This is a genomic window from Moorena sp. SIO2C4 (assembly GCF_010672485.1).
Classification (GTDB): Bacteria; Cyanobacteriota; Cyanobacteriia; order Cyanobacteriales; family Coleofasciculaceae; genus Moorena; species Moorena producens.
Genome location: NZ_JAAHGN010001052.1, coordinates 1 through 2,595 on the forward strand (window position 1 = coordinate 1; position 2,595 = coordinate 2,595).

The window sequence follows — 2,595 nt, forward strand, 5'->3', positions numbered from 1 at the left end:
GGGTAATAATAGTTTTTAGGCTTTCCCGCAACTGATTAATGAACTGCTGGGTGGGTGCCCCTTGAACTACCACGGCCAGGTAGCAGTATCCCTCTACTTCCAGGATGATCTTGGATGTACCATATTCAATAGCATCGATTTCTGCCACATCCCCAGACTGAGCGATACAGTCATTGACAAAGCTACGGATAGCGGTGAGCATTCCTGCTACCATATCTGACTCTAGATGCTGGCTGTCAGAGGGTTGTACCTCGGCAATCACTAAACCAGAGTCTTTGTGAATCAAAAAGATAGCTCGCGCCTGAAACAGCATCACCTCCCGAAACAGCAGTTCCGCTTCAGAAACCCCCTGCACCTTAGCGCGAATCTTGCGCTTAATTGCTTCAACGCTGAGGGCATTTTCCAGCTTCTCATTGATAGCTCGGATTTCTTCTGCTAAGTATGTGGAAATGGTACTGCCAATGACCGGATACAGAGCATTTACCATGGCCTCTGGCTCAATTATAATCTGTTGCCGGATAGCTGCTGCCATTTCTGGTGCGATCGCAAACCCAACTTCCTCTGGACACTCCATGATCCGGGAGGAAATAGCTACTGGAACTGCGGGAGCGATCGCTTCTCCCACACACACTTTATCCTGTTGAGTTCTGTGGTCAATGACTTCATCAATGATGGGAGTCAGGGAATCGGTCACCGAGGTACTGAACTGAGCTACCGTGAGATCCAGCAGCTTAGCCATCACTGGTAGCAATAGCTTAATCAATTCTTGAGGTTGATCAATCCGATGCTCAAGCCTGCCTTGTCTCTGGGCTAGGGTTTCTATCTGGTCACGAAACTCTGCCATTTCTGGAGATATCACCAGTTCTTGCAAAATCTCAGCCAAGATGTCTAATTCCTGGGAGGTGTCGTGATCAGACTGTGATGGCAGGTCTTGGTTGGTTTCTGTGGCTTCGGATTGGACTAAATTCTCAGCTAATACTGGATCTTCGGAATTTTGAGGCATTTGCGGCAGATGCTCCTTTGGTGTAGGAAGCTGTGGTGATGGGTTCTGATGGGGAAAAACTTTGACACCGAAGGATTGGGGTTGATCCCTTTCTTGAGCTAATGGTTCTTTCTCCTGAACCCTAGACGGGAGGCTGCTACTCCCACGGTCAGTTTGAGGTTCAATAGCTGGAACCTCAAGGTCTTGGAATGAATATTTTTGGACAGTGTCTGCCTGATCAGAGGTCATCCCTTGCTGCTCAGATTTAGGGTGTTGGCTAGGTTGCACCGTCTGATCAATAATCTTGAGGTCAACGAGTAAATTCAGTAAATCCTTCAACTCGCCTTCTCGGCTCGAATTGACCTCAATTGACTCTGATCTAGAATTTTCCGGCTGAGAGGCATCAGCCGGATTTTGGTTTGAAAATGCCACTGGTGGCTATCCGTTACTATTTAACCTTTTGCAAAAATTAGCGATGCTCTGAAAGAGCCGCTACGCGATGAAGCGAAGCTTCCGCTAAAAGCGATCGCACTTTGATTTAAAACTAATCTTAGCGAGAAAATCCAGTTAATTTTTGTGGCTGCCATTGCTCGACTGTGCCAAGTCTATTCCAAAGTCTGAGTTTGCTTGATTAACTGGAGATGATCGTCATCATTAGTAGCAGTTTCTGAGGTGACCGTACCATTATGACCTTTGGTCTGTGGTAATCCAGACCACCCATCACTAGCTTCTTTGAGTGCTGGAACCAATTCAGTCCCTTTGAGCCTCAAACCCAACTCTAACAACATGTCTCCGAGATCTGCTTTCGAGGCTTTGGCATCTTTGAGCTGTGCAAATTTAGTTTCCAGCTCGGCCAAGATCTGCTTTCTGAGATTGATCACATCTTGCTGATGCTGTTCTTTAGTTTCTGAAACTGCCTTCTTTAGGGAGGTGGACTGCTTGTAGACTGTCTCGTCGAGCACCTCAATACTCTTAGAAAACTTTTTGTTCAACAGTTCCACCCGTTCCTGAATCTCATTCCTCTCTTCGGCTGCAGTTAAACTAAGATTACTTATTTTTTTCTCGAGGGAATCTACCCCAGCAGCTATTTCTTTTGAGAGAGTCGTTTTGATCTGCTCAACGCGATCGCGTATTTCCTGCTGCCACATGGATAGGTCAGACTCTATCTTCGTGAAGCGAGTATCATACTCTCGCAGCTTAGAGCCAATAATTATATCACGTATCTTCTCAAGGTTTCCCAGTCTTTCCCGCATTTCTGCTTGATTGATTCCATCCATGACCATAAAACCCTATTCCACAATAAACAATGAACTATAAACAATTACTAGCTTGCCCTGAATTCAAGGAGCGTGCCATTTATCTTATCAATCCGATGCTGCTGTGAACCGGAACCGTTGTGTGACAAACATCTTGAGCCCCATCACTAACCAGACAAAATACCTAAAACCTATTACCATTAGCTTACAGCCAAGACTTTTAATCATCTGCACCAAGGATTTCGCCTTGACCGAGTAGGGGGTTCGTAAGCATATGCGCTACAGATGGTGCTACTTGAGGTGCTATCAGCTTATGCGCCCGCAGCGTGGCCTTTGGCCACGCTGCGGGCGCATAAG

General features: G+C 46.3%; 1 protein-coding gene and 1 pseudogene. Both read right to left on the reverse strand.

The annotated features are described in order from the left end of the window. Positions 1 to 1,414, reverse strand: a pseudogene (locus F6K20_RS33470) (hypothetical protein); the annotation flags it as partial. Between the two features lie 173 nt (positions 1,415 to 1,587). Next, a complete protein-coding gene (locus F6K20_RS33475; RefSeq protein ID WP_008181696.1) occupies positions 1,588 to 2,259 on the reverse strand; it encodes a hypothetical protein in 672 nt (223 codons plus the stop codon). Positions 2,260 to 2,595: the final 336 nt, after the last annotated feature.

Excerpts from the sequence above, each read along its gene's own strand:
- F6K20_RS33475 (WP_008181696.1), bottom strand. The coding sequence starts at position 2,259 with ATGGATGGAATCAATCAAGCAGAAATGCGGGAAAGACTGGGAAACCTT.